General features: G+C 57.1%; 18 protein-coding genes. 8 read left to right on the forward strand and 10 right to left on the reverse strand.

The window, feature by feature from the left end; genetic code table 11:
* Positions 1-247: 247 nt before the first annotated feature.
* Positions 248-1,024, forward strand: a complete 777-nt coding sequence (locus tag ACWNMW_RS00700; RefSeq protein WP_449489701.1) for a FadR/GntR family transcriptional regulator — start codon at positions 248-250, stop codon at positions 1,022-1,024.
* 65 nt (positions 1,025-1,089) lie between these two features.
* Here ACWNMW_RS00700 and hpf read toward each other — a convergent pair whose 3' ends face one another.
* From hpf to mtrA, 5 genes are all read right to left on the reverse strand, one after another.
* A complete protein-coding gene (gene hpf / locus ACWNMW_RS00705) occupies positions 1,090-1,746 on the reverse strand; it encodes a ribosome hibernation-promoting factor, HPF/YfiA family (protein WP_034502843.1) in 657 nt (218 codons plus the stop codon).
* A gap of 174 nt (positions 1,747-1,920) precedes the next feature.
* Positions 1,921-2,451: a hypothetical protein gene (locus ACWNMW_RS00710; RefSeq protein ID WP_449489702.1), complete on the reverse strand. Its 531-nt coding sequence runs from the start codon at positions 2,449-2,451 to the stop codon at positions 1,921-1,923.
* Positions 2,452-2,672: 221 nt separating this feature from the next.
* Entirely contained in the window at positions 2,673-4,391 is a 1,719-nt protein-coding gene (locus tag ACWNMW_RS00715) for a GerMN domain-containing protein (RefSeq protein ID WP_449489703.1), read from the reverse strand.
* A gap of 4 nt (positions 4,392-4,395) precedes the next feature.
* Positions 4,396-6,090 carry an MtrAB system histidine kinase MtrB gene (mtrB, locus tag ACWNMW_RS00720; RefSeq protein WP_449489704.1) on the reverse strand — a complete coding sequence of 565 codons (1,695 nt, stop codon included), beginning with the start codon at positions 6,088-6,090 and terminating at the stop codon, positions 4,396-4,398.
* Positions 6,087-6,770 (reverse strand): MtrAB system response regulator MtrA, encoded by a 684-nt coding sequence (gene mtrA, locus ACWNMW_RS00725; RefSeq protein ID WP_072455443.1) that lies wholly within the window; start codon positions 6,768-6,770, stop codon positions 6,087-6,089. The genes mtrB and mtrA overlap by 4 nt, the downstream gene beginning before the upstream one ends.
* A gap of 173 nt (positions 6,771-6,943) precedes the next feature.
* Between mtrA and ACWNMW_RS00730 the strand changes: the two genes are divergently transcribed.
* Genes ACWNMW_RS00730 through ACWNMW_RS00750 form a run of 5 tightly spaced genes read left to right on the forward strand, consistent with a single transcriptional unit; the run spans position 6,944 to position 12,345 of the window.
* Entirely contained in the window at positions 6,944-8,254 is a 1,311-nt protein-coding gene (locus ACWNMW_RS00730) for a DUF7847 domain-containing protein (protein WP_449489705.1), read from the forward strand.
* Positions 8,254-8,886, forward strand: coding sequence for a DUF4129 domain-containing protein (locus ACWNMW_RS00735; protein WP_449489706.1), 633 nt, complete (start codon positions 8,254-8,256; stop codon positions 8,884-8,886). Before ACWNMW_RS00730 ends, ACWNMW_RS00735 begins: the two co-directional genes overlap by 1 nt.
* Positions 8,883-10,037, forward strand: coding sequence for a DUF4350 domain-containing protein (locus ACWNMW_RS00740; RefSeq protein WP_449489707.1), 1,155 nt, complete (start codon positions 8,883-8,885; stop codon positions 10,035-10,037). Before ACWNMW_RS00735 ends, ACWNMW_RS00740 begins: the two co-directional genes overlap by 4 nt.
* Complete coding sequence (locus tag ACWNMW_RS00745; RefSeq protein ID WP_449489708.1) at positions 10,034-11,011, forward strand: AAA family ATPase; 978 nt, start codon at positions 10,034-10,036, stop codon at positions 11,009-11,011. Before ACWNMW_RS00740 ends, ACWNMW_RS00745 begins: the two co-directional genes overlap by 4 nt.
* 35 nt (positions 11,012-11,046) lie before the next feature.
* Positions 11,047-12,345: a DUF58 domain-containing protein gene (locus ACWNMW_RS00750; RefSeq protein ID WP_449489709.1), complete on the forward strand. Its 1,299-nt coding sequence runs from the start codon at positions 11,047-11,049 to the stop codon at positions 12,343-12,345.
* Position 12,346: 1 nt separating this feature from the next.
* Here ACWNMW_RS00750 and ACWNMW_RS00755 read toward each other — a convergent pair whose 3' ends face one another.
* The gene (locus ACWNMW_RS00755; RefSeq protein ID WP_449489710.1) at positions 12,347-13,336 is read right to left on the reverse strand and encodes a stage II sporulation protein M; all 990 of its coding nucleotides are present in this window, start codon (positions 13,334-13,336) and stop codon (positions 12,347-12,349) included.
* 19 nt (positions 13,337-13,355) lie between these two features.
* Between ACWNMW_RS00755 and ACWNMW_RS00760 the strand changes: the two genes are divergently transcribed.
* Entirely contained in the window at positions 13,356-14,195 is an 840-nt protein-coding gene (locus ACWNMW_RS00760) for an RDD family protein (RefSeq protein WP_034503644.1), read from the forward strand.
* On the opposite strand, the gene ACWNMW_RS00765 is transcribed toward ACWNMW_RS00760, so the two are convergent.
* A complete protein-coding gene (locus ACWNMW_RS00765; RefSeq protein ID WP_449489711.1) occupies positions 14,192-14,701 on the reverse strand; it encodes a DUF3499 domain-containing protein in 510 nt (169 codons plus the stop codon). The genes ACWNMW_RS00760 and ACWNMW_RS00765 overlap by 4 nt on opposite strands.
* 94 nt (positions 14,702-14,795) lie before the next feature.
* Between ACWNMW_RS00765 and ACWNMW_RS00770 the strand changes: the two genes are divergently transcribed.
* Positions 14,796-15,215 carry a metallopeptidase family protein gene (locus ACWNMW_RS00770; protein WP_034503642.1) on the forward strand — a complete coding sequence of 140 codons (420 nt, stop codon included), beginning with the start codon at positions 14,796-14,798 and terminating at the stop codon, positions 15,213-15,215.
* A gap of 29 nt (positions 15,216-15,244) precedes the next feature.
* On the opposite strand, the gene ACWNMW_RS00775 is transcribed toward ACWNMW_RS00770, so the two are convergent.
* From ACWNMW_RS00775 to ACWNMW_RS00785, 3 genes are read right to left on the reverse strand one after another with little or no spacing between them, the layout of a single operon-like run.
* On the reverse strand, positions 15,245-16,615 hold the full coding sequence (locus tag ACWNMW_RS00775; protein ID WP_449489712.1) for a DUF5719 family protein: 1,371 nt from the start codon (positions 16,613-16,615) through the stop codon (positions 15,245-15,247).
* A 19-nt stretch (positions 16,616-16,634) separates the two neighbouring features.
* A complete protein-coding gene (locus ACWNMW_RS00780; RefSeq protein WP_449489713.1) occupies positions 16,635-19,676 on the reverse strand; it encodes a glycosyltransferase family 2 protein in 3,042 nt (1,013 codons plus the stop codon).
* Positions 19,676-19,972 (reverse strand): WhiB family transcriptional regulator, encoded by a 297-nt coding sequence (locus ACWNMW_RS00785; RefSeq protein WP_034502825.1) that lies wholly within the window; start codon positions 19,970-19,972, stop codon positions 19,676-19,678. The genes ACWNMW_RS00780 and ACWNMW_RS00785 overlap by 1 nt, the downstream gene beginning before the upstream one ends.
* Between the last annotated feature and the right edge of the window lie 109 nt (positions 19,973-20,081).

The raw sequence follows: 20,081 nt of genomic DNA on the forward strand, positions 1-20,081 counted from the left end.
GCTTTCGACTTCTTTGGCTCCGCCGTGTCTTTTTTCTCTGTCAGCCGATCTTTCCTCTTCACCGCGATGAATGGGCATGCGTCCGTCTCATCAACAGATATCCGACAAATTTGTGTGCAAAAAATGCTACTCTGTACACCGTCAGGACACAGCGATTCATGGAAGAACTTCTGTGTAGCGCTATCTCCCCGATCTTTTTGATCTGCTGAAAAGTCATGGTCTCAAGGAGTCAGAGAGCTCGGTTATTATGCCCGAATTTGAATCACTTTCCCCGGACGGCGGAGTATTTGCACAAAGAAGCGCATTGCAGCCGACAGCACCTACGTTGCCTTCTCGCACCGAGACCACGATGGACGCGATCGAGCAGTACATCTTGAAGAATCATCTCCAACCAGGTGATCCTCTCCCCACAGAATCAGCACTGTGCGAGTCCCTTGGAGTTTCGCGCTCCTCGGTGAGGGAAGCTCTTCGTCAGCTCAAGGCCCTCGAGATCGTCACTGTGCAACAAGGACGCGGCGCATTTGTGGGAGACATGACACTCCGTCCTCTGATCAAGACAGTTTTCCTGCGCTCATCCACTGCCCCCGATTCTGCCGAGGCGCTTTCCCAGGTTTTGCGGGTTCGCCAGGTTCTGGATCTTGGCTTGGCATACGAGGCGATCGAATCATTGAAGGGAACTCACGACGAGCACCTTCATGAGCTTGTTGACACGATGATTGCTAAAGCGCAAAAGTGCGAGTTCTTCATGGATGAAGACATCGAATTCCACACGACACTACTTAAGAGGATCAATAACCCTCTGGCAGAGCAGTTGGTCAACGCAATGTGGATGATTCACATGATGGCTCTTCCCTCGGTCCACAATGGTTTCGAAGGTTTGCTGGAAACTGCTCGCGCACACGAGGCCATCTTGGTAAGTGCAGAGAGTGGTGACCTTGAGGGCTACCGACGTGCGGTCTTCGCTCACTATCACCCGCTCAGCGACGCATTGAGCGCCAATCGCAGCGAAAACGATCAAGCGTAAAAAAGACAAAGCTTGGGGGCGGAACTGAGAAGTTCCGCCCCCAAGTGTCAAGATAGGTGAGTTCTCTATTCGCCAGTTTGAATAACTGTTGCATTCAAACGAAGCACGCCATAGGTCCATCCGTGACGGTGGTAAACCACACAGGGCTGCATCGTTTCTTCGTCAACGAAGAGGAAGAAGGGGTGTCCGACCAGTTCCATCTGGTTAAGCGCTTCATCAACGCTCATCGGAACAGTCTCATGGACCTTCTGCCGCACGATGATCGGGGTGTCTCCCAGCTGCTCCTCGCGAGCTTCACCGACCTTGAGGTCTCCGGCGCTCTTGAGAGATGCAGGAGTAGCCTCTTCTACTTCCTCAACTGGAGGAACCGTTGCGGGAAGGACGTCCAAATCGGGGGGAAGAATTTCTTCGCTACGGTGGTGGTCCTTCGCACGATCGCGCATACGACGCAAACGTTCAAAGAGCTTTCCTGCCGCAATATCGACTGCGGCATAGCGGTCCGCAGACTCTGCCTCAGCGCGAATGATCGGGCCTTTGCCGAAGACGGTAAGCTCGATTCGCTCGGCAGTATCTGCCTGTCGTGGGTTCCTCTGGTGAGTCAGTTCAACGTCAACCCGCTGCGCGCGAGGATAAAACTGCGTCACCTTTGCCAGTTTTTCCTCAATGTATTCGCGGAAGTTCGGGTGAATCTCTGCATTACGTGCAGCAACTGTGATGTCCATGGTTTCTCTCCACATCATGTATGCGGACTGAGCCGCGATTGAAAACCCGGCGACGTCATTGCCCCGGAGTGTCTTTAACTACCACCCCCTATCAGCAACCGATGGCGAGCCATCATTGGAAGAGATGCATCGAGTATAGCAGAATACGGTGATCTGCGTCATAGGAGTTGGGGCTTATTGTCGCGATCGCGCGATGCACGCCCCAGCCACCCACGAACTCTCAAACACGCGAAACATCTCATTCATCGTTCCCCCACTTGCGACAACATCATCGACGCCAATAACACCCACTCCCCGGGGAATTTCTTCCGTCGTATACATGCGACCGCGGCGGGATTGCCGCCTTTGTTCGGAGCTCTTTCCTGCCTGGGAAGAAACCCACGGGTCAAGGCGACAGGCATCGCGCACACAACATGCCACCTCGCTGTGTCCTCCCACAGCTGCTGCTACTCCGCGGGCAACATGGATCGTAATTCCTTGCCCAAAGAGTCGCCTCTTCCAGCTGGCAGGAGCAGGAACTACCCAAAGCGATGTCGCATCACTCCCCACGCTCAACATCCCGCTTTGCGCAATCGATAGACCAATATTGACCCCGCAATCAAAGAGAAACTCCGACAGATCAAGTCGAGACGAGTGCTTTGCTGCCAAAATGATCGAGCGCATCGGGTCCGAATAATCACTCAGTTCCCACAGCGGATATTCCACACTTCCCGCGTCTAGCAATTCCCATTGCGGCAGCAGCGAATAAGACAAAGCTGCGCATCGTGGACACACAGAGTAGTCCCATCTCCCGCACCCCACGCACGCACTGGGAATACACACACTCACAAGTTCATGCGCGGCCTCGTGAAGAAAACCCATAGAGGAAGCACAGCACACAAGCCGAGGCGCGGCCTCAGGAGCGCACAATCTGTGGAAAAAACGATTCAGCCGGGATAGGAAATATCGCGCAGCTTCCCCTCGAGCAACTGCCACAAAGCACCCGAACGCACCTGATAGCTTCCATCCTTGCCGCGAATGACCATCGTTGTCGAAGAAGAACCCGCACTCAAACGCTCAGTTCCCGTTGGAAGAGCCAAAACAGACGGGAAACCACCCACAGGAAGAGTCACCAGGGACACCTCATCAGCCTGGTCGCCACTGCCTCGTGCACCACCTTGACGCACCGCAACCAAGGTCGAGCGCCCAGCCCAAGAAATATCGTCAACCCCCGTCGACAAACCAGTGAGGGGCTCAAGATCCGTAAACCCGGTCGGCTCACCATTGCCTCGGCGCACAATTCCAACAATCCACGCGCTCGAAGTGCCACCCGATGAGCGCAAAAGCACCGCACGCGCACCGTCGGGAGAAATACGAATCTCAGCAACATCATTGAGCGATTGATTGGGCGGCACAACTGCAAGGCTTTGCCCCTCAAGTCGAGACGCACGCGCTCCCCCATTCTGGGAGACATCCCACACCCAACCGAAGCGATCAACAGAAGGCGAATAGTTCCCGACCGATCCATCAACCGCGCGCATCGAAGGAAGAGCAGAATCAACAATCATCATGCGGTCACCCTCTCGCCAAGCAACAAGAGAGGAAGACACCGGCGAAACCGCAGGAAGAGAAGCAGAAGACGAGGGAGCAACCGGCAGGGAACGCAAGGATGTCGTCCGCCCATCAAGGCGAACCAGCCCCTCGGAACTAAAAGCAACCGCGGTGTCGAGATCATAGGAAGGCTGCGTGGGAAGATCATTCGTCTCCAGCGTTTCCCCTCCCATCGCAATTTCCACCGAATTCACACGTCCCGATCGCTGCAGTGTCTGAGAAATCTCCCACGCAAGAAGGCGTTTTGCGCGCTCGTCTGCGGGAAGCGACCCATTCAAAGAAACCTTCGCAACGTGGTCCGAAAGTTCGATACCGCCACTTGAAATCGATGTTCCCGATGGAATCGCATTGACTAAGGCATCCCCTAAATGCGACTGAGGCCCAGCGATCAGCCCTTCAACCATGTGCGTTTCGAGGCGACGCGTCGGATACCAACGAGGATCCGCAATCAGGGCATCCCCCGTCGCGGAGGGGAACATCAAAGAAACAAGCTCGTGGGAGGCAGTGAATGACGCCTGCGAGACCACAACGCCATCGGCCGGCGCATCGATCCGCCACTGACCGTTTTCGTGGACCAAGTGGAAACGCGCTTCGAGGGATGAGGTTTCGGCGGGAGACAAGACTCCATTTTGATCGACGGAACCAACTCCGACCGCAGTGATCGATGCATTGAGAGTATCTGCCTTCGAGGGATCGAAGGAATATGCAACCTTGGGGGTCGAATCTGTCGAGTAGATCGTCACTAATTTGTGAGGATCCCATGTTTGCGCCGAGGACGACGTTAAGAAGAGACGCGCGGTCGCGTAGTCATCGGAGGCTCCGGCCGCACACGCAAGCAAAAAGCTGTTGAGCAGTGTTTCGGGGTCCGCGTCTGCAATCGGCCCGCCTGCAGACAATTCGATCGGCGAGGCGTTGGGCGCATCGACATCGAAGGCTTCGGGAGAAGACGAGGTCGGAAGAGACGTGCAGGCGCTCGCACAAATCAAAGCAGTCAGGCAGGCCGCGGCGATTTTGAAGCAAGAGAGCTTGTGAGGGGCAAGGATTCTGGACTTCATCGATTCACTCCTGTCCCCATAATTCAAGGGGCTCCGCGTCGATCGTGACACCCACTTTCCTGGGCAAGGTCATCATGAAGGACGAGCCGGCGCCTAGCTCACCCCATGCACGCAATGTTCCCCCGTGAAGTGCAACGTCCTCCAAAGAAATTGCGAGGCCGAGGCCGGTGCCGCCGGTTGTGCGCGCTCTTGCCGGATCTGCCCGGAAAAAGCGGTCGAAGACCCGCTCAACGGTTGCCGGGGACATCCCAACCCCGTGGTCACGCACGCGCACGGCAACTGCGCTGTCGTTGGCGGCGATCGTCACAACGACAGGTTTGGATTCTGCGTGCTCGTAGGCATTCACCAGAAGATTGCGGATTACACGCTCAATACGGCGATCGTCGATTTCTGCGGGACAGCGGTAGTGTGGCGATTCGACGATCACCTCAACACCAAGCCTTTGTGCCAATTCGCTATTTGCCTCGACGACGCGTGCGACCAAGCTTCGCAGATCCACGCTTTCGGCAACAAGATCGACCGATTGGGCATCGTGTCGAGAGATTTCAAGAAGATCGGCAAGCATGGAATCAAAGCGCTCAACCTGTTCGTGGAGCAATTCAGCACTCCGATTCGTCACAGGATCGAAATTCTCGCGCTGATCCCAAATCATCTCTTCGGCCATACGGATCGTCGTCAAAGGAGTGCGCAGCTCATGAGAGACATCGGAAACGAAACGTTGCTGGAGTCTGGCAAGCTCGTCGTATTCATCGATCTTTTTCTCGAGGGACTGCGCCATGTTGTTGAAGGCGCGACCAAGGTTTGCCATTTCATCGGTGCCGCGGGTGTCACTGGCGTCAATGCGCACATCAAGATTTCCGTCAGCAAGTTTTCCGGCGGCGGCTGCAGTTCGCCGGACAGGTCCCAAAATGTGATAGATCAGCATGAAGGTGATCACGGGAATGAGCAGAAGGAAAGGAATTCCTGCAAAGATCAAAATCCCCATGACGGTGTTGATGCGCTCTTGATCGCCCTGGAGCGAATAAACAATATAGAGCTGGTGGGTTCCTGCTCGAGGAACCTGCACTTTCGTCCCAACAAGAATGGCGGGGACGCGAACGCTAGAGTCTTGCGCAGAAGGAATAGACACCGATTGCCACTGGGGATCCGATGACTCTGCAACAGCTTGTCGCATATCATCCCCAATAACTCCTTGAACTGAAGGATCAACAATCTCGTTAATCCTCAGCGTCTGACTCTGAGCGGGCGAGCGTAACAGCAGGACGGACACAGCTCCCGTGCCCGCCGCCGATACTCTCAAAGAAGTCGCCAATTGACGCGTTGATTCTTGGATTTGGTCTGGTGTCGACGCGGTTGATTGATCAAAAACCGATTGAGCCGAGGAAAAACGTAAGGCAGCATCGGACAAGATTGCGCTTCGACGAGATTCAAAAACACTGGAGCGCAGTTGCCCCGCAACGATCGTCCCAGCGACCAGAATCAACACCATTGATACAGCAGCAAGATAGGATGCTGCACGCAAGGAAGCTGAATTACGAATCGCTTGAAGAGCTTCCCACTGAGAAATGCGTTTCCATCCGCTCCATTGCCGCACGGGACGCGTGATAGCGCGCAAACCCAGAGTGATCCGTTCGAGTAGAGCCAAGCGGTGCTCTGGGAGCGGGTGCGGGAGTAGTGGCCCCCCAGCGTTGTCGGTCATGACGAGGCGTTACCCGCGCGGTAGCCGACACCGCGGACCGTCACCACAACCTCTGGATTATCTGGATCGCGTTCGACTTTGGAGCGCAGGCGCTGCACATGGACATTCACCAGACGAGTATCCGCGGCGTGACGGTACCCCCACACGGATTCAAGGAGTTCTTCGCGAGTGAAGACCTTCCACGGTGAGCGGGCAAGCGTCACAAGCAGGTCAAATTCCAAAGGAGTCAGGGGAAGTTCTTGTCCGGAGCGATGAACGCTGTGGCCTTGGACGTCAATCGTGAGGTCCCCGAGGCGTACCAGTTCTTCCCCGCTATCGTCGCGCCCGCGCAGTCGTGCGCGAACTCGCGCGACAAGCTCCTTGGGCTTAAAGGGCTTTGGAACATAGTCATCGGCACCGGCTTCGAGGCCAGAAACAACATCCGTCGTATCGGAGCGGGCAGTGAGCATGACAATCGGGACATCCGACTCACGGCGTATTTGACGACAAATTTCAATTCCGTCGACATTGGGCAGCATCAGATCGAGAAGCACCAAGTCTGGTGCGCTTGCGTGAAATACGTCTAGTGCCTGAGCGCCGTCGGCACAATCAGCGACCTCGAAGCCTTCCGCGTGCAACATAATTCCGATCATTTCGGACAGCGCGACATCATCGTCGACAACCAAGATCCGTGAGCTCATATAACGATTGTGTCACGAATCCAGTTGATATGTCGAAAGACGCGACCTCTTCTATATTTAGGGCTTCAAAAGGCTGAAAATGACCTGACACAACTCTGGGTTGTTTCTGATTACTTGAATACGTGGCACAATGGCACAGTAAAGGTAGACACATAACCCATATAGGAGTAAGAATGTCTGACCCTCAGGGCACGCCCGCAAACGATCCGTGGGCCCCCCAGTCCCCTTCTCAGCAGAACCCTGCACAGGGTTCGGTCCCCTCGACACCGCAGGTTCCTCAAGCCGCTGAAGCGGCTCAGCCCGCACAGCAGCCGTGGGGAGCACCCCAGGCTCCGGCTCAACCCGAGCAGGCTCAGCCTCAGCAGCCGTGGGGAGCACCCCAGGCTCAGCCCCAGCAGGCACAACCCCAGCAGTCCTGGGGAGCACCCCAGCCCCAGCCCGCACAGCCCCAGCAGCAGTGGGGCGCAGCTCCTCAGCCTGCAGCAGCATGGCAGGGAGCCCAAGGACAGGGCGGAACTGCGTGGACCGTTGCCCAGCCCGGCATCATTCCTCTGCGTCCTCTTACCGTTGGCGAGATCCTCACCGGCGCTTTCCAGGCGGTTCGCGTCAATCCGCAGACCATGTTCGGTTTTGCCTTCGCGGTTATGGCAGTCGTCGCCCTTGTTGAGACGATCTTCACCGCAATTAGCATTCAGGCTCTGACGAACTCGCTCATGTCGGGTAATTTCTCTGTGTACTCGATGATGTCGAGCCTCAGCGGCACCCTTGTCTCATCGCTCTTCAGCTTCGTCGGCACGACCTTCTTGGCCGGCATGCTGGCCCTGACCGTGTGGGACGCAGTTCTTGGCCGCAAGTCGACGCCGGCTGATGCATGGAACCGTTTCTCGCCTCGTATCGTTCCGGTGCTGCTCGCAACTCTGCTCCTGGCCGCCATTCAATTCGGTGTCACTCTGGTGATCATCATCGTATTCTTCCTTCTGATCGGTTTGGTCGGCGCGGGAGCAGCCGGATACGCCAACAGTGGAGATTACGGTGCGGCTTGGTCAAGCGCAGGCTCGATCGGCCTGTTGATTTTCCTCATGTTCATCACCTTGCTCTGCGTCCTGGGCTTCCTCTCGGTGAAGTTCGCCTTCATTTCGCTCGCAGTGATCCTCGAAGGCTTGGGGCCAGTTGATGCACTCAAGCGTTCATGGAACCTTTCCAAGGGTTCCTTCTGGCGAATCCTTGGTCGCATGATCATCATCGGCCTTGTCGTTGGTGTGATTGGCATGGTCCTCGGCGCAATCATCGGGGCAATTATGGGAGCTGGTGCTTCACTATCTACCGCCATGACCACCAGCTTGATCACGTCCTTCCTGACCACGCTGGTCTCCGCGGTCATCATCCCGGTTCAGTCCTCGTACCAGACGCTGATGTACCTCGATGAGCGCATGCGCAAGGAAAACCTTGCCCCCATGATCGCTGAAGAAGCTGCACGCATCTGATGTTCGTTTGCGAAGCTCCGCTGACACCCGATGACCAGGAAGCTCGGTCGTGGGTGTCAGCGGAGCTTTCGCGTCCGGACTACCAACCCACTCAGCCCTCCCCCCTTTCACGCTTCTTCACCTGGCTTGTTGATCGCCTTTTTCAAGGCGCAGCACACGCCGCACCTGCTTCTTTCCCCATCGCAGGTTTCTTTATCTTTCTTCTATGCGTTGTCCTTGTCGCCTTGATCGTCATTGTCGCAACGCATCCCATCCGCATGCGCCGGCGCCTTCGACACGCAGCAGTGTTTGACGCCGATTCTGAGCTGTCACTTGTCGACGTCAAAGAGAAGATTGCCCAAGCACGCGCGCAAGGCGATCTCGATGCCGTCCTTATTTGGTCCTACCGACTTTTCGTTCTTCATCTTGCCAGCGGCGGAATCCTTCGCGATACTCCGGGTTTAACTGCCAACGAGGCTGCCCAAGCAGCAATTTCCGCACTCCCTCAATTTTCCGTAGCCATCAATCAGGCAACTTCCTCTTTCGCAGCGGTGCGCTACGGTGATGCACACGCCAGCGCATCAGAGTGTGAACAGATGGATCAACTGATCTCCGCCTACACGCCGGCTGCAAAGAAGCGGGCCTCGGCATGAAAAGTGCTCAAACTGCCGTCGTCACCCCCACTCTCACTCAGCGCTGGAAAGCTATCCGTCCGCTGGTGATGGTTTTCTTCTTTTCGCTATCAGTCATGATTGCAACCGCCCTCATTCCCCGTAATGAGGCGGATTATTCCTCCCTCTCACCGTCGAATCCAGGTAATTCGGGAAGCCAAGCTCTTGCAGATGCCATGCGTCATCACGGGGTCAAGGTCATTCACATTCACTCGATCCAAGAATTGGTGGCACGCTCAACTCCCGAAACAACCGCGGTCATCACCGATCCCGAGGATTTGACCACGACAACCGCTCAGAAACTTGACGATCAGCTTCAGCGCGCCGTCTATCTTTTGCAGCGCCCAAGCACCGATTTTGAGCCTCTTCACATCACAACGAATTACGAGAAGAAGTCGTACAATCCCGACACGCTCACCGCACAGTGCGAACTAAAATCTGCACGCGCCGCAAAGCAGATCGAGAATCCTAACGGACAGCTCATCAACACGACCGAAAGCGGCTGGACGAAGTGTTTCCCTTCAAACGGCGCCTACGCCTACCTCGAGAAGAACGAAGGCAACTACTTCCGTGCTGTTTTTGCCGATTCTGAAATTGCAACGAATGGGAATATCGACCAAGAAGGCAACGCCTCGATGCTCATCAATGCAATGGCTCAAAAGCCCGTGATCTTGTGGTACAACGCCAATTACTCGGACAGTCTTGACGAACCAGATACCGCGTCCCTCACTCCCTCCTGGTTCCTCCCCATGGTCATGATGCTGGGGGCTGGGATCACGGTGATTGGTATTTCCCGAGGCCAACGGATGGGTCGTCTCGTTCCCGAAGATCTTCCCTCTTACGTTCCTTCCTCGGAGACGACGCGTGGACGCGGGCGCCTCATGGCCACCCAAAACGAGCACGGCCACGCGGCACGCCTTTTGCGCATCGAGGCTGCAACAAACATTGCGCGCCACCTCGGACTCGATCCGCAGGCACCACGGGAAACCCTCGAGCGCGCACTCGAAGCTCGTGGCCTGCTCAATTCCCGCGTCACCGCACTACTGTGGGGGCCTCCTCCCACATCCAACGCTGAATTGGTCACTTTGGCCGAACAACTGACCGCGCTCACACAGGAGATTGATTACCGATGACTCAACCTGCAACCCCGCCCCAGGGTCACGATGTTCGTGACGCTTTGGTGTCCTTGCACTCAGAAATCGCCAAGGCCGTTGTCGGTCAGGAAGGCGCACTCACCGGCCTCATCATTGCTCTCGTCGCCGATGGACATGTGCTTCTTGAAGGTGTCCCCGGCGTTGCCAAGACGCTTTTGGTTCGTACCTTAGCGCGATGCGTGGACTTGGAAATGACTCGTGTCCAGTTCACTCCCGACCTCATGCCCGCAGATATCACGGGGTCACTCGTGTGGGACAACGGCAAGAGCGAATTCGAATTCCGCCCCGGTCCGATCTTCACGAATCTTCTCCTTGCGGACGAAATCAACCGCACGCCTCCCAAGACCCAGTCGGCTCTTCTTGAAGCAATGGAAGAACACCAGGTCAGCGTCGATGGGCAGACGCGTCCTCTTGCCTCGCCCTTCATGGTGATCGCGACGCAAAACCCCGTCGAATACGAGGGTACCTATCCCCTCCCCGAGGCCCAGCTGGACCGATTCCTCCTCAAGATTGACCTTGAGCTGCCCTCTCGTGATGAAGAGTTCAATATTCTTCTGCGCCACCAAAACGGCTTCAACCCGCGCGATTTGGGCTCCGCTGACCTGCATCCGGTCGCCAACGCCGCTGATATCCTTGCCGCACGCGAGAGCGCTGCCCGCATCGAGGTTTCTCCCGCGGTGCTGACCTACATGGTTGACCTGATCCGAGCGACCCGCACCTCTCCTGCGGTGCGCATCGGTGTGTCGCCTCGTGGCGCAACAGCTTTGCTCCGCGTGTGCCGCGTCTGGGCGTTCCTCCAGGGCCGCTCTTTCGTCACTCCTGACGATGTGAAGGCAATGGCCCACTCTGTTCTCGCCCACCGCCTCAGCATGAAGGCCGAAGCAGAGCTCGAAGGCCTCAATGCCCACTCTGTCATCTCCTCGATCCTGGAACAGGTCCCGGTACCTCGCTGATGGCTCTGTCATGGCGCGCTAGCATCCCCGTTTTTGTGGGGATCATTCCCCTCTTTTTCTTCCCGACGTCGCTCTTCTTCTTCGGGTGGTTGGTCCTGTGCGCCCTCCTATGGGCATTTGACGCAACGATGGCACCTTCGCCGCGACAATTGAGCATCGAGCGCTCGATCGATACTCCGATTCCGGTCGGGAACCCCGCCCATTCACGTATCGTTCTTCGCACCCCTGTCCCGATGCGCCTTGACCTCCGTGATGCGTGGCCGCCCTCGACCCACCCTTCTCCCTACTCGCATTCCCTTGTCGCTCAGCCGGAGATGGAATCTCGAGTGACAACAACCCTCCACCTTGAACGCCGAGGCAGTATTCGTGCTGACTATGTGACGGTTCGTTCCTGGGGTCCTTTGCGTATGGCCGCGCGCCAAACCTCAATCGTTGCGCCGCTCAACCTCAATGTTTTACCGCCCTTCCGGGCAAAGAGACTCTTGCCTTCGCGTCTTGCACGCCTGCATGAACTTGAGGGAACGACCGCGACGGTTTTGCGTGGTCCCGGTACCGAGTTTGATTCGCTTCGCGAGTATGTCCGCGGTGATGACCCGCGAGATATTGACTGGCGTGCCTCGGCCCGCTCGTCTGACTTAGTGGTGCGTACGTGGCGCCCTGAGCGCGATCGTCACGTCATGATTGTCGTCGACGCCGGACGTTCGGGTGCGATGCTCTTGGGTGAGCCTCAAGAAGCAGATTTGGGCGATAAGGACCTCGTTGAGCTGGGAGTTGCTCCCCGTTTAGATGCTCAGATCGAAGCTGCTCTCCTTTTGGGAGTTCTTGCTGACCGCGCGGGCGATCAGGTGCATATGCTTGTCGTCGACCGTGAGATTCACGAAGATCTTGCACAGCAGCGTGCAGGAGCTCTCATTCGCGAGGCCGCGCGGGCCTTTTCGCGCGTCCAGCCTTCCTTGCTTCCCCTCGACTGGCAGTTAGTCATCAACGCGGTCGATAAGCGCCTACACCACCCCGGCCTCGTTGTCTTGCTCACCGAGATTCCCCCAGCCGCCACAGACGTTGATTTCTCCGAGGCTATCGCAACGCTCAGCAAGCGCCACCGCGTCATTGTTGCCGGCGCACGCGATCCTGAGTTGGGTCGCATGAGTACAGATTGGACCGACGCTCCGTCAGCTTTCACGGCTGCAGCAGCAAGCGCTACAAGTCGCGATCTGGACGCGGGGGCACGCGATGCGCGCAGCGTGGGGGCCTATGTGATCGACTGCGATGCGGGTTTCTTACCCGCGCGACTTGCCGACACCTACATCGCCTTGAAGAAGGCGGGCAAGCTCTAAATCAGATGACGGGGGTCGAGTAGCCCGCGTCCTCTTCTAGGTCTCCTGTTGCACCCGCTCGATAGGTCCGGCGCCCAACGACAAAGGTGTAAATCCACACGAGTGCGGTTAAAACAACGCCGCAGGTGATCTTTGCCCAGGTGGGAAGATCAGAGGGTGTCACGAAGCCTTCAATAAGGCCTGAGAAGAACAGCATGATCACCATGCCCAGAGCAACCGTAATCATCGAACGCCCCGCTTCTGCCAGTGCCTGAGTGCGCGTGCGTTTTCCTGGAACAATCCACGCCCAAAACAGGCGAAGTCCCGCTGCCGTTGAAATCCAAATTGCGGTGAGCTCCGGGATTCCATGGGGAAGAATAAAGCGGAAGAACTGCCCAGGGCCTGCGAAGTGAATGACGATTGCAGCGCTTTGAGCAAGCGCTCCGGCGTTCCCCCACAGCACAAAAGCGGGAAAGAACCCCGTGATTCCACCGGCAACTACTTGAATCGCGATCCATGCGTTATTCGTCCACACATAGGTCATGAACTGCGCATGAGTGTCTTGACTGTAGTAGCTGACAAAAGATTTGTTCGCATAGGTCTTGAGTGACTCGGGGCTTCCCAGAAGAGCCATATTCGCGGGGTCTCGAAGAATCCACCACGTTTGAATCGCCGTCATGGCGATAAAAGCAAGCATGACCGCGATCGTCACATATCGAATGCGGTACAACGCCGCTGGCAAATCGTAGCGGAACCAGCGAGAGATCACCCACAACGATGCCCCTTCGGTTCCGGTCAGTCTTCCTCGGGCCTGGAGAAGCTCCCCTGAAAGATATGAAATAACATCCGGATCAGGATTTTCAGAACGTACCTTTGCAAGGTCACTAGTCACCTGGCGATATAGGACCGCGAGTTCATCAATTTCCGGGCCGGTGAGTCGACGCGAGTGCGCCAATTGGTGAAAGCGATCCCAGTGGTGCAAATGTGAAGCTTTTAGTGCGTCGATATCCATACAAGATATAGTGTCATACATGAGCGAGCTTCCTGTAACCGTCCGGCGAATCTCTGACGAATCTTTCGTCAGTGGTGAGGGCGTTAAACTCGATCTCAACCCCGCCTCACCTTTCATGAGGACCGGCGCTTTTCTCATGGATCTCACGCTCTATGCGGGAATCTTCCTCATTTTAATGTTCGCCGCCGTCCGTTACGACATCGTCTATGGACTCCCATCGACCCTCGGTAGGTCGTTGACCGTTTTCCTGATCTTTTTCTCCTTTGTCCTCCTTCCCTTCCTCATTGAGGCCTTCACGCGCGGTTATTCTTTGGGAAAGTGGGCGTTTAACATCAAGGTTGTTCGCCGTGACGGTGGGATCATCACCGTTCGACATACGCTGGTGCGTTCTTTGACCGCAATCGTCGAGACCTACATTTGCTTGGGTTTCATCGCTTTCATGTCCACGATGTTCTCCCCTAAAGCCACTCGTTTGGGGGACCTTGCTGCTGGCACGATTGTTGTGAAGGTCCCAGAACCCGTCTTTTATCCCCCGTTGGTCATGCCTCCCGACTGTGCCGAGTGGGCTTCTCATGCGCAAGTGATGCCCATCCCTGATCGCCTCCAGTACGAGTGCATGCAGTTCTTGCGGACAAACCGTGAAATCACCGCGCCTCTTCGCATCTCAATTGCAAATGCTCTAGCTGGAAGACTTGCTGCTTTCGTTTCTCCTGCGCCTCCCACGACCGTCAACCCTGAGCGTTTCATCGCGGCTGTCCTCGTGGTTTTGCGGGATCGCGAGTATGCGAAGGAACTGCGCAGGCAGGATGTTCTTGAGCGCCGTCGCGAGCAGATCGAGCGCACGCCCTTCGGAATTTAGTTTTCCGTATCTGTTCCTTGTTCCGCTTGTTCATCGGTGATCAGGCGGAATTGCGCGCGTCTACGCGCCCACGGGGAATTTGGATCAAGAGGACTCGAGGGTTCTGCCACTTCTTCTTTACCGCGTTGCGCAAAAGGACCAAATTCAGCCGGGGACGAGGCCGAGGCCGGGGTGGACGGTGAAGCTTGCGTTTGCGCGCTCTGCTGCTCGGCCTCGTGAGATCGATTGCGGGTATGAGCGGCGGCCGCACGCACCGCATCGACAAGAGCCATGAGGTCGTCACCCGAGGGTGGTGCCGGCTCAAAGTTGGTCTGCAGGCGAACGATCTGCCATCCACGAGGAACCGTCAGGCTATTGGCGTGGTTCTCGCATAGATCGTAGGCGTTAGGATCTGCGGAAGCTGACAGGGACCCGACGACTGCGGTGGAATCCGAGTAGTCGTAGGTCAATGTGGCAACAGCCGGCCGTGAGCAGCCGGGTTTAGAACAGTGTCGAACCGAGATCACCGCTCTACAATACGGCATTTTTATGTCCCCTTGGGTCCCCCGCATCGGCAGGTCTTGAGCTGGGTCGGCCTCCACGCGGGTTAGGCTTGTGTTTATGGCTCTCCCATCAGCTTTTCCTCGTTCGCGCGATCGGCACGGTCGTCACCCACGCTATGTGCGTCTTTTTCCAGCGCTCCCCGCGTGGAAGACTCGTCGGGAGATTTTTGATGCCACTGTTGCTGCGGTCATTAACGAGCTTAGCGAGCGTTGGCCCGAAGTTGCCCGCATCGAATTTGCCACGGAAGATGTTCCGCCCTCAGATCCGGCCTCCTGGGAAGAGCACGGCGTTGTTCTTGCACGAGTTTTTCCTGCCGACCGCCGCAAGGGATTGGGAGACCGCATTGTTATCTACCGGCTCCCGGTGGCTATGCGTGTTCCCTCCCAGGACCTCTACGGGGCACTTCGCACCCTGATCGCCGAGAGAATCTCACACGTTCTCTACATTTCCCCGCAGGACTTGGATTCGCTTTCCTAGGTGCGCGAGTATCTTGCCCGCTCCGGGCGCTAGTTGATGGTAATTGCAGCCGAGGCCTGCTCTACATCATCCGCGCTCAGAGGCCACAGTGCGCGCAAAGTTCCGCTGGGAGTTTGCGCCTCTACCTCGAGTGTCACAGCGACCTGGCTGGGAGATTCAAGGACCACAGAATCGCTAGATGGGAGATCCATGCTCAGGGTCTTCCCCGCTTCCACGGTCACCGTCTGCGTACCAACGCTGAGCTGGACTCCGCTTTGCGAATGCACGGGAGTGATAATGAGCCGTGAGTGGATTTCACTGACACCGCTGGGTTTTTCTTGGGCAGTTGCTCGAAGTGCGGTGGCGCTCAGGCTTTCGCGTACCATCGATTCAACGCGCTGTGAGGAGGGAAGCTCAGCTCGAATCAGAGCGGGAGAAGCCGCGATGCTGGAACGCATTGCCCAGCGGGAGCCTTCCGCATATTCTTCTTGCTCTGTGTTCGTGACAATCTGTGCCACCAGCGCGCGATCACCGCGAACGCGCAGCGTATAGCGGTCATCAGTCATTCCACTGAGTGGGACATCGACGACCGTTCCCGTGCTGATATCCATCTCTCCACCGGGCAGGTTGAAGGTCCCGGCCTCGCTCGTGTAGCTCAGGCTGACGTGTGCGTTAGCATCATCAGAGTTTCCCGAGGGAGGAACAAAGAGGCGCAGGGTGCTTGTTCCCTGAATGGACACGCCTTGCAGCAAGGTCTCTTCACGAGGGCGCGCGGCGGGAATTGTCGTCGTCCCCTTGGGCGTTTCTCCCTGCATGGCTGAGCTCTGAGTCCATGTAGCCACTCCTTGTCCATCAGCGCGAACATGAAGAACAAGGGCAGTTTCTTCAGGGAAGAGGCCGCCAGCCAGCACGGATTGCGTCGAATGTGCGGGAACAGTGAGTTGGTGAGTCTTCACGTCAAGTGGCCCGTTGAGTCCAAAGGCCTCCACACTCACCACAGAAGGAGAAGAATTGGGATTGGCGAAAGTGAGGACAAGGTCTTCGCCCGTCGTTGATGACCCCAGAACGCTCCACTGATCTGTTGAAGGTAGCTGACACGAGCTCATGCTCAAACCGCGCAGTTCTCCCCCACCCTGGCCAAGAACTCCCAGCGATGCAGGAAGCGTTTTGGCAGATGTATCTGCGTGCAATACCTCAAAATTCCGCTTTTTCTCTATTGTTCCAGCGGAGTTCCACAGGGTAGGAGAAGCGATTTTTCCGTCAAGATCAAAGGGGTTAATGATCCCGGGCGGACATGCGTAATTGAGGGTCTCGGGACTGGCGTGAACGACCTGCGCAGAGGGAAGCGAAGGATCATGAAATACGCGGCCCGCTCCCCAGGATCCTGCGCCCAGAAGCACAAGCGCAGCTGGAACACTCATCAGGGCGAGTATGCGGTTTCTATTCGGCGTTGTCATACTCGTCCTTTCTTCCTCGAAGGAACGCGGCAAGAAGAATCACTGCGCCCACTACGCAGGTGATCTTCCATGCAAGGATCAGCGGGGAGTAGTAGCTAAGAGTCACTTCGCCAGCTTCGGCAATGGTGAAGGCTTGTCCCCAGCCGTTCGTCGGCTCAGCTGCGCTCAAACGCTTCCCGTTGAGCGTGGCAGTCCAATGAGGATTGGATCGTTCAGCAAGTCGCATAACGCCTGGGCCAGGAACGTGTGTTCTGGCGCCGATAACCCCGCTAGCAAGCTCAGCGCAGGGAGCATCTTTCGAGGCCTCGGCAAAGCACAGCCGCGCGGGCTTGCTTCCATCGGGGCGCACTCTCCATGCGCTTCCCGCTTCTGTTTCACCAATTTTTTCAATTCCCGGCGCGCGATCCAAGGTTTGTGTCATGGATGCGGCGGCGGGACCTGAGGACTTCACGATGATCGTGTCGATGTCGTGAAGAGCCAAGTGCCTGGCAGTGGCATCATCCGGGAATGAAACCGCCGTTGCGATTGACGTGGACAATTCTGAGGATGCAGCGTCGCTGCTCGCGTTCAGTCGCTCCTGCAATTTAATCCACGAGGCCACGGTGGAGTGCTCGCTCCAAGCTGGCCCCGCCTCGCGCCAGATTTGTACGTCAAGGTCACCGTCGGCGCCAATGTTGATGGCCATAACTCGCGCGTCCCTCGAGGAGTTTTGCGCATAGCGGGACACGAGCGGGACCTGGGTGCCCGCGGAGCGCGCGCTCCACTGATCTGAAGGAATAAGAGGAAGCCAAGCCGAGGCACTCATGACAAGGAAGGGAATCAAGGCGATGCACGCCACGCTTGTCATTGCGAGGCGCTCAAACTTTGACGCGGATCGTGTTTCTTCGCCGCAACTGAGGATCACCAGAATTAGAAGCAGCATTTGGAGGCTGGTCAGTGCGCCTCCCCAGCCGAAGATCGCGGAGCTATCGGAGTCAACCGCAAGGTGTGAAACGAGGAGCGCGCCCAGGCCGGCGGCAACAACTCCCGCCATGAGGAGCGGAAGAGTCGCGGGGAAGGAATCCTCGCCTCGACGCTGACGAATTGTGCGAAGGAGAGCGAAGACAGCCCAGGCCCACACGCAGGCCAAAACCAGCGTTGAAATGCCCATCCACTGAAGCGAGGAAGCTGCGGGGAGTCCCCACGCGCCCAAACTGTAGGGCGATCGCTGGAAGGAAGCAGCGGCCTCGGCAGGGACGAGGAGGGCCGGCCATGCGCGCGTAAGTGCGGCGTCGATAAGGAAGGGAAGGATCAGAAGCAGGCCCGGAAGAAGCGTCGAGGCGCGCGCGGGCACACGCGCCAATGCAAGCAGTGCGATAAGAGCAAGAAGCGGGTATGCGGTGATGAGGATCGCTCCGACAATCGCGGCGCGCGCCCACGGGCGACGCATTATGACGCTCTCGCCGCGGGAGAGATCATGCAGGGAGGCAAACCACAGGGGAAGAAAAACGTGGACAATGAGCGAGGCCATTCGCCCGCTCATCATCGCCATAAGTGCGCTGGGCATTGCCGCCCAAAGGCACATGAGCGCAACGCGGATGGTCGAGTTACTCGTGAAGCGCGACGCAAGAGTGTCCATATTCCATGCGGCCCATGCGGGGGCACAGATAAGGAAAATATGGAGAACAGTCGTAGGGGCAATGCGGATCAGGGCAAAGGGAGCGCAGATGATGCTCCAGATCAGGACGATCGGATCGACCGCGTGCGCGTTTCCATCGCCCGCAGGAAGCCAGCCGGACCAAGCGTAGGTCCACAGGTCGGTGAAGCTTTCGGGTAGGCTCCGCCACGCTCCCCCGCTGATCCCACCGAGGTCCGAGCGGAAGATCCACAAGCTTAGGAAGAGAAGACCCACGCAGGTGATGAGGCGCACTCCAAGATCACTCCTGCGTTTTTCACGCAGAGCGTCTTTCCATGATCCCTGTGTATCGTCAAGGTGAGCGCTGCGCCGTACGCGCCGCATTCGCGTGGCATCCCAGCGGCTTGTGAGCAGGGGGCGCAAGCTTGAGCGCGGTTGACTTGCGCAACGACTGTGGCGCGAGCGGGAGGCAAGAATGTGGGGAAAATGAGCGAAGAGTCCAAGCCATGCAAAGAAGCGCGCATAGGCTGCTGACGCTCGCCCGCACAGGAGAAGACCCAGGCATGTGAGGGGAATCCACACGAGGGAGGCCAGGGCCTTCGCAATGAGAGACGCGGGGCTGGAGATCAGCGTTGCAAAGTAGAACTCACTTGAGCGGCGGATACGCAGTGCCGAGGCCGTGCGAAGCTTGCGTGGGGAGGATAGCTGAAGGTGGGTGAGGTGAGCGTCGGGCGCTGCGACAACGCGGTAGCCGCTGCGGTGGAGGCGCCAGCACAGTTCGAGGCCTTCATTGTAGGGGCCGAGTGCGCGATCAAAACCGCCAACGTGCGAATATGCCTTTGCTAGGACAAGGAGGCCCGCACTACCTCCGGCAAGCACATCGCTTGTTCCGTCGTACTGGCCCTGATCAATCTCGCCATCGAAAACTTCGGGGACTCGACGTCCCGAAGATGTCGCGTGAATTCCCAACTCGCACAGAGTTCCATCCGGGCGAAAAATCTTTGGAGTAACAGCTGCGATAGAGGGGCCTTGGCCTGCTGCTTTGAGTTGTTCTTCGAGACAGTTCGGGGATGGCTCACAGTCATCATGTAGAACCCATAGCCAATCATGGCCTTGTAGCGCTTGCCCGCATTCTTTGTCCTTAGCCAGTTTGGCAAGGGTATCGCTGAGATTTCGAGTTCGTCCGGCAGAAAAAAGAAGCGCTCCTTCTGGGAGGTCTTCAGCGACGATGACCTGACCGGAAGACAAGGGCGAGGTGCGAGGAGCACGCACATCGCAGACGATGAGCTGGTCTGGGAGTCGAGATTGTTTGTCGAGAGCGTCAAGAAGCGAGCGCAGCGCGGGGGTCATTCCCCGTGCGACGATGATTGCTGCAACAGTCCCCTCATACGAGGGGCTCGTGCGCACCATTAGATGGCCGAGCGACGCAGACGACGACGTTCGCGCTCAGACAGGCCGCCCCAGATACCAAAGCGTTCATCGTTGGCCAGAGCATATTCGAGGCACTGCTGACGCACCTCGCAGGACTGACAAACTGCCTTGGCTTCGCGAGTTGAACCTCCCTTTTCAGGGAAGAATGCTTCCGGATCGGTCTGCGCGCACAGCGCGTGCTGTTGCCAGGCAAGGGGGCCGTCGGAGAAGGGAAGGTCTTCGACATCGGAAGTGTCGGACCACTGGATTGGTCCTTCACCCAGAATGTTCCACACGATATTTTCCCCTCTGTGTGATGGTTTGTAACAAAAAGGTCAATACGAGAATTACACGCGTGTCGTTCGCACCTGTCAAGCCGATTGAGGTTAAAGAAGGCGGCGAAAA

The sequence above is a fragment of the Actinomyces sp. Marseille-QA0893 genome, assembly GCF_976954355.1.

Bases quoted from the DNA above. Each gene is read 5' to 3' on its own strand.
- ACWNMW_RS00700 (WP_449489701.1), top strand. From the start codon at position 248: ATGCCCGAATTTGAATCACTTTCCCCGGACGGCGGAGTATTTGCACAA.
- hpf (WP_034502843.1), bottom strand. From the start codon at position 1,746: ATGGACATCACAGTTGCTGCACGTAATGCAGAGATTCACCCGAACTTC.
- ACWNMW_RS00715 (WP_449489703.1), bottom strand. From the start codon at position 4,391: ATGAAGTCCAGAATCCTTGCCCCTCACAAGCTCTCTTGCTTCAAAATC.
- mtrB (WP_449489704.1), bottom strand. From the start codon at position 6,090: ATGACCGACAACGCTGGGGGGCCACTACTCCCGCACCCGCTCCCAGAG.
- mtrA (WP_072455443.1), bottom strand. From the start codon at position 6,770: ATGAGCTCACGGATCTTGGTTGTCGACGATGATGTCGCGCTGTCCGAA.
- ACWNMW_RS00730 (WP_449489705.1), top strand. From the start codon at position 6,944: ATGTCTGACCCTCAGGGCACGCCCGCAAACGATCCGTGGGCCCCCCAG.
- ACWNMW_RS00735 (WP_449489706.1), top strand. From the start codon at position 8,254: ATGTTCGTTTGCGAAGCTCCGCTGACACCCGATGACCAGGAAGCTCGG.
- ACWNMW_RS00740 (WP_449489707.1), top strand. From the start codon at position 8,883: ATGAAAAGTGCTCAAACTGCCGTCGTCACCCCCACTCTCACTCAGCGC.
- ACWNMW_RS00745 (WP_449489708.1), top strand. From the start codon at position 10,034: ATGACTCAACCTGCAACCCCGCCCCAGGGTCACGATGTTCGTGACGCT.
- ACWNMW_RS00755 (WP_449489710.1), bottom strand. From the start codon at position 13,336: ATGGATATCGACGCACTAAAAGCTTCACATTTGCACCACTGGGATCGC.
- ACWNMW_RS00760 (WP_034503644.1), top strand. From the start codon at position 13,356: ATGAGCGAGCTTCCTGTAACCGTCCGGCGAATCTCTGACGAATCTTTC.
- ACWNMW_RS00770 (WP_034503642.1), top strand. From the start codon at position 14,796: ATGGCTCTCCCATCAGCTTTTCCTCGTTCGCGCGATCGGCACGGTCGT.
- ACWNMW_RS00775 (WP_449489712.1), bottom strand. From the start codon at position 16,615: ATGAGTGTTCCAGCTGCGCTTGTGCTTCTGGGCGCAGGATCCTGGGGA.
- ACWNMW_RS00780 (WP_449489713.1), bottom strand. From the start codon at position 19,676: ATGGTGCGCACGAGCCCCTCGTATGAGGGGACTGTTGCAGCAATCATC.